Source organism: Streptomyces sp. NPDC032940, from assembly GCF_040636935.1.
Taxonomy (GTDB): domain Bacteria; phylum Actinomycetota; class Actinomycetes; order Streptomycetales; family Streptomycetaceae; genus Streptomyces.
The window spans coordinates 22,676-28,675 of sequence record NZ_JBEZVJ010000049.1 but is presented as its reverse complement, the minus strand read 5'-3'; the positions used below and the strand labels follow the sequence as shown (position 1 = coordinate 28,675).

Below are 6,000 nucleotides of genomic sequence, written 5' to 3'. Positions count from 1 at the left end.
GTCTCCGACGTGAAACGATCCCCGGTGAGCTGCATACCGTCACCGGAATCCCCGGCAAACCTGATGATCACCCGGTCCAGCCGGCGGACGTCCTTACTGGTAGCGGCCCCGTTTACCGGCGGCGGTGTTTCCACAGACATACGTGTCGGCTCCTGTCGTCCGGCGGCGATTCTCGAAGGCGGTGCCGGATGGATCACGGCTCCGGCCGGAGGCTAACGAGACGCAATAGAGGAGCGCTCTAGGGCGGTCCCGCAGGAGTCGAGTATGTGCTGAGCAATCTGGGCGATGACACCGTGTGACCGATACCTGCACCCTGGTCGGTAAACGTGCTCCGCGAGAGCGCGAGAAGTCTTCACGCAGCGCGAATGTCGGATCTGGGGAAGGTCTCGCATGACTCTGTACGGTCTCTCTGACGACTTTGACGTCATCATCATCGGTGGCGGGCCCGCGGGTGCCACCACCGCGGGGCTCCTCGCCCAGCGCGGCCGCCGCGTTCTCGTGCTCGACCGTGAGCGTTTCCCCCGGTATCACATCGGGGAATCGCTCATTCCCGGATTCATGCTTCCCATGGAGGAACTCGGCCTGACCGAGCGCCTGGAGGCGAAGGGCTTCGAGCGCAAGTACGGCGGCACCCTGGTGTGGGGCAACAACGAGATCCCGTGGAACTTCTCGTTCAGCACGGGCGGGCGAATCCCGTACTCCTACCACACGCGCCGTGCCGACCTGGACACGATGATTCTGGACCGGGCGCGTGAGCTGGGTGCCATCGTCGTGGAAGAGGCGACGGTCAAGGACACCATCGAGGAGGACGGCCGCGTCGTCGGCGTCCGGTACGCGCTGCGCGGGCACGAGGGCGCCGTCGAGGCCCGGGGGTCCCTGGTCATCGACGCGTCCGGGCAGGCCCGGGTGATCGGCCGGAAGTACTCCGATGTCAACTGGCACGACCAGCTGCAGAACGTCGCGGTGTGGACGTACTTCGACAACTGCCACCGGCTGCCCGGCGACGACTGGACCAACATCCTCATCGAGGGGATCAAGGACGGCTGGTTCTGGGGCATTCCGATCGACAAGGGCGTGTTCAGCGTCGGTTACGTGACGCGTTCCGCGACCGCGAGCTCGGCCGAGAAGTCCCTGGAGGACCTGTTCACCGCCGAGCTGCAGAACACGTCCAAGCTCAAGGAGCTCCTCAAGGACGCGCACCAGACGTCGGGCTACCGCTCCGCGCGCGACTGGTCGTACACCAACGAGCGCTTCTACGGGAACGGCTGGGTGCTGGTCGGTGACGCCGCCGCGTTCGTGGACCCGCTGTTCTCGACCGGTGTCGCGCTCGCGACCCTGGCCGGCAGCGCCCTGGCGAAGATCGTCGACCAGATCGTCGAGCACCCGGAGATCGAGGAGAAGGCGCTCGACCGGTACGACGCCGCGTACCGCGAGTTCTTCAACGACATCCGTATCTTCGTGGAGCAGTTCTACGACCGCTCGAAGACCAAGGGCTTCTACTTCAACCTGGCCCAGGAGATCACCGACCCCGACAAGAAGAACGACGCGCAGGTGGACTTCGTCAAGCTGGTGTCCGGGCTCTCCGGGGACCACACCCTGTTCAACCTGAACTTCGACGACCTCATCGGGGACGCCTCGGCTCCGTCCACCGCCGGCAACTGACGTCCGGCGGGCCGGTCTCGGTGTCGGTGACCGCCTTCCCCGTACTGGCACGGATCCTGGCCAACCGGCGGGCCGCCCACCATCTCGGTGGGCGGCTGGCGCCGGTGGTCGGCGTACGGAGAGAACCTGTCACCTGAGGATCTTCCCCAGTACCTCCCGCTGCAACGGCCCGAACTGATAGTACGAGCCGACGTTGAATGATTCGCCGTCGGGCGACCATTTGACGATCGAAATACTGAAGCGTTCACCTGCGTACGTGTACGGGGTTCCCGTCAGGAATCGCTCGATCTCCGGTTCCACCCGGGTGCGGATGGCGGGCGTATCCAGGCTGCGGGCGAAGCTGATCCGCTTGATCTCCGAAGAGTCCCAGCCGATGGTGCAGTAGACCCTGAAGGTTTTGCGGGCGGATTCCACCAGTTGCTCGTCGGGGTCCGGAAATCCGAGGTCGCGAAGCATCGACAGGGTGGTTTCCGATGCGATTCCGGCCGGGAGCGGGAAGTACAGATTCACCGTTCTGCGCCGGTAGTCGATCGCGATCATCGCGACCTCGTCCAGGCCGTGGCGGGCGAAGAATTCGGTGTTCTCGGTCACGGCGTGCGGCATGGACGGGATATCGGCGAGCTTTGCCACCCCCTGCACGTCGCGCGGGAAATGCACGTATATCTTGTTGAATCCTCCGACGACTCCGACGTCGATGAGGTACTCGTTGACGGTGCAGTGCTTCTTGATGTCCGAGAGCAGGGAAGCGACGGGGTGGTCCGTCTCCGGCACGAATCCGTTCGCCAGGGCGTGGGCGTAAGGGTCGTCGATCCGCCGGGGCACCTGGATGGTGAGGTCGAGGTCCGCCGCGTCGCCCAGGCCGGCCGTGGCGCTGAAGATGATCCCGCCCTCGAACGGCTCGAACGCTGGCAGGATCCGCCGGACCTTCTCCTGTGAGCCGCGCACCTTCAGCAGTCGCGCCGCTTCCTCGATGGCCAGGTAGGTGTCTTCCACCGCGGCGGTTCGGGACATGTGTCCTCCAGATGTCGGCATCAGGGCTTGCTTCAACAGGGGCGTCCGCGCACCAGCCAGCGGATCGTCTGTATCTGTCCGTCGAGGATGTCGAGTGCCAGGGCGCTGAGGACCTTGCCCTTCCGGTCGCGGAAGACCGCGCCCGGGCGGCAGCTCACCTGCTGCGACTCCATCGTGACGCCTATGCGGGCCAACGCCGGGACGATCGCGGCGAGCACCCGGGCCACCAGGTCGGCGCCGTCGATGCGTCTCGGCCAGGGCAGGGGCGCGGCGGCGGCGAGTCCGGCGCAGTCCGCCTCCGTGGAGCCCACGGCCGAGGCGATCTCGGGTGGGCCGCACCCGAAGATCTCCCGCAGGACGAAGACCGCGCGTTCGAGCGGGGGCAGGCGCTCCAGCAGCAGCACGGCCGCCGTCGACGCGGCCTGCTGACCGGTGTGCTCGTGGTGCCGGACCCGGGCGGAGCGCAGCACGTCGTTCGAGATCCGCGTCACCGTGGCGGACAGGAACGCCTTGCCCGAGGCGGGTTCCGCGGGTTCGGCCTCGTAGCACCGCCAGGTCTCGTGGACCGCGTCCTCGGCCTCGCTGACGTTGCCGAGGATCCGGTAGGCGATCGAGAACAGCCGGGGCCGCGCCTGCTCGAACTCTTCGGTCCGGCTCACTCGAGTCCTCCTTGAGTCCGGGCGGCAGCCGGAGCTCAATCCGTGGACCGGCGGGCTCGGCTCGCTTCGCGGTTGACCGCCCAGGCGTCCGCGACCGGACCGAGGTGTCCGAGCTTGTCGGGGTTGCTCACCGAGCTGATCGTCTGGATCTGTCCGCCGAGTACGTCGAGCGTCCAGGTGTTGAGCACCATGCCGTGCCGGTCGCGGAAGATCGCACCGGGCTGGCCGTTGACCTGCTGCGGTTCCAGCGTCACGTCGACCCGCATCAGCATGGGGAAGAACCAGGCGAGCAGGCGTGCCACGTTGTCGCCGCCGGCGACGGCCCTGGCCAGCTGCGGCACCTTTCCGCCGCCGTCGCCGACCAGCTGGACGTCGGCGGCGAGCAGGTCGCGCAGGCCGTCGATGTCCCCTTCCCGGAGGGCGCCGAAGAACCGCTCGGCGAGTTCCTGCCGCTCCTGGCGGTCGGTTTCGAACCGGGGGCGGCCCTCGTCCATGTGCCGGCGTGCCCGCACCGCGAGCTGCCGGCACGCCGACTCGGAGCGTCCCACCGCCGACGCGATCTCCGGGAAGCCGAAGGTGAACACCTCCCGCAGGACGAAGACCGCGCGCTCGAGCGGGGACAGGCGTTCCATCAGGAGCAGGGCGGCCGTCGACAGGGAGTCGGCCAGTTCCGCGGACCGCACCGGGTCCTCGTAGGGGTCGGCGAGCAGTGGTTCGGGGAGCCACTCCCCGACGTACTCCTCGCGCCGGACGCGGGCCGAGCGCAGGACGTCGATCGAGATCCGGGTGACCGTGGTCGAGAGGAAGGCCTTGGCCGATCTGGGTTCGGTCGGGGAGGCGTCGTAGCGCAGCCAGGTCTCCTGGACCGCGTCCTCGGCCTCGCTGACGCTGCCCAGGATCCGGTAGGCGATCGAGAACAGCAGGGGCCGCAGTTTCTCGAACTCCTCGGTCCGGCTCACGCCGGCCGCCCGGGGAGCGGTGCCGGCCACTGTGTCGTCGACGGTGTTGCCCACGCTCTTCACCTTCTGCTCGAGGTGCCGGTCGGCCTGGGTCGTCCCGCGCACCGTGTTCCCCTCACACGACTTGGGACGAGGCAGCCCGGCCGTCTGTGACATCGCCGGCCCGGCGCCGCCGCCCGTTCTGGCGGGCGGCGGCGCCGGGCCGTTGCGGAGGGTCTAGACGTCGCCGTTGATGTGGCGCTGTACGAACTCGTAGGCGCGGTCGCCGAACTGTGCGCCGAACTCGGCGGACCGCTCGGCCGTCTCCTTGAAGTGCACGCCGGCCCACACCCGGCTGTCGGCGCAGTCCTTCACGAACTCGGTCCAGGTGGCGTAGTGCAGTTCCAGGTCCTTGGCGGGGGTGATGCCCGGCTCCGTCTGTGTCGTGCCGGCGGCGACGGGGTGCGTCCAGTTCAGGACGTCGTCGCCGAGGAAGCGCCGTACCGCCTGGGCCTGGGCGGCGACGAGCGTCGTGGTGCCGCACGGGTACTCGGGGCGGTCGCCGGCGGGCAGGTAGCTTGCCCACTGGTCGGCGGGGATGTCGTCGACGGTGCCCTTGCCGACGCCGCCCCAGGCGGTGACGGGGGTGGCGCCGTAGACGTGCCGGATCGCGCTGGCCGGCCGCACGGCGTCGGCCTCGTGCTTGTGGTGCCAGGCGGCGATCAGGCTGTCGAGCTGCGCCACCGAGCTGGTGAAGAGCAGGTGGATCCAGCCGTCCAGGCTGAGCTCGTGGGCCTGGCCCGCGATCTTCGTGGACTGGAGGACGCCCAGGTAGGTGTTGTCGAAGAACTCCGTCTTCACCTTCTGCTCGTCGGTGAGCCCGGCGGACGCCGCCAGGACTTCGTCCACCGCGCGCTTGTACCGGTCGGCGTTCGTGTGGTCGAGGTGGCCGGGCGCGGCGAGCTCGAACTCGCCGGGGTCCTTGTAGGAGTGGGCCTTGACGAGGCGCAGCTGCGGGGTGGCGAACTTCTGGACGGTGAAGATGCCCTGGTCGCCGGGGCCTCCGCCGACACGGCGGCGGTGCGGTCCGGCCAGCGGCTGCCACCTGGAGGGGTTGACCAGTTCGTGGGCGGTGTTGACGGGCTTGTAGCCGGTGTAGTCGTCGTAGGGCTGGCCGTGGTACTTGCGGCCCTCGTCGCCGAGGAAGTTCATGCCGTCCCGGGTGCGGGCCTGGAGGGCGCCCTTGCCGGCTATGGTGCCGATCCCGACGGGGGTGGTCGGGTCCTCGGACTCGTCGTCGGGGTCCAGGCCGACGAAGGTCAGCAGCTGCCGCATGACGTCGGCCCGCTCCGGATACACCGTCTTGATGATCTGGTACGAGGCGTACAGGGCGGCGATGTTCTTGTTCCTGTTGGTGGCGGACTCTTCGGCCGGGCGGCGTCCGATCCGGGTGAACACGCCGACCGCGGTGGGGTGGTAGGGCGCCAGCGCGTCGAACCACGCGGTCTGCAGCATGTCCTGGATCCAGATGATGATGGACACGTCCTGGGGGTCGAGGGCCTGGTGCTGGCCGCTCGTGTCGCCCGACTTGCCGATCAGGTCGGTGAAGAAGTTGCCGTTGTCCAGGTCGAAACCGCCGGGCGCCGAGGAGCCTGCGGCGGGAGAGCTGTCGGACGTCGTCATGGCTGTTCCTTAGGGTCTTCAGAGGTACGTCAGGTGCAAGTGGGTTG

At 68.2% G+C, this 6,000-nt stretch carries 5 protein-coding genes; 1 reads left to right on the top strand and 4 read right to left on the bottom strand.

Going from position 1 to position 6,000, the window contains the following annotated elements:
- The first annotated feature begins 390 nt into the window (after window positions 1-390).
- Window positions 391-1,662 (top strand): NAD(P)/FAD-dependent oxidoreductase, encoded by a 1,272-nt coding sequence (locus AB0E77_RS32690; protein WP_361578141.1) that lies wholly within the window; start codon window positions 391-393, stop codon window positions 1,660-1,662.
- Window positions 1,663-1,791: 129 nt separating this feature from the next.
- Here the strand turns inward: AB0E77_RS32690 and AB0E77_RS32685 are convergent, their stop codons facing one another.
- The 4 genes from AB0E77_RS32685 to AB0E77_RS32670 all read right to left on the bottom strand — a co-directional run bounded on the left by AB0E77_RS32685 (window position 1,792) and on the right by AB0E77_RS32670 (window position 5,953).
- The gene (locus tag AB0E77_RS32685; RefSeq protein ID WP_361578138.1) at window positions 1,792-2,673 is read right to left on the bottom strand and encodes an aromatic prenyltransferase; all 882 of its coding nucleotides are present in this window, start codon (window positions 2,671-2,673) and stop codon (window positions 1,792-1,794) included.
- 32 nt (window positions 2,674-2,705) lie between these two features.
- The gene (locus AB0E77_RS32680; protein WP_357801307.1) at window positions 2,706-3,332 is read right to left on the bottom strand and encodes a sigma factor-like helix-turn-helix DNA-binding protein; all 627 of its coding nucleotides are present in this window, start codon (window positions 3,330-3,332) and stop codon (window positions 2,706-2,708) included.
- A gap of 35 nt (window positions 3,333-3,367) precedes the next feature.
- Window positions 3,368-4,291, bottom strand: coding sequence for an RNA polymerase sigma-70 factor (locus tag AB0E77_RS32675; RefSeq protein WP_361578147.1), 924 nt, complete (start codon window positions 4,289-4,291; stop codon window positions 3,368-3,370).
- A 216-nt stretch (window positions 4,292-4,507) separates the two neighbouring features.
- Window positions 4,508-5,953: a DUF6851 domain-containing protein gene (locus AB0E77_RS32670; RefSeq protein ID WP_361578135.1), complete on the bottom strand. Its 1,446-nt coding sequence runs from the start codon at window positions 5,951-5,953 to the stop codon at window positions 4,508-4,510.
- Between the last annotated feature and the right edge of the window lie 47 nt (window positions 5,954-6,000).

Bases quoted from the DNA above. Each gene is read 5' to 3' on its own strand.
- AB0E77_RS32690 (WP_361578141.1), top strand. From the start codon at position 391: ATGACTCTGTACGGTCTCTCTGACGACTTTGACGTCATCATCATCGGT.
- AB0E77_RS32685 (WP_361578138.1), bottom strand. From the start codon at position 2,673: ATGTCCCGAACCGCCGCGGTGGAAGACACCTACCTGGCCATCGAGGAA.
- AB0E77_RS32670 (WP_361578135.1), bottom strand. From the start codon at position 5,953: ATGACGACGTCCGACAGCTCTCCCGCCGCAGGCTCCTCGGCGCCCGGC.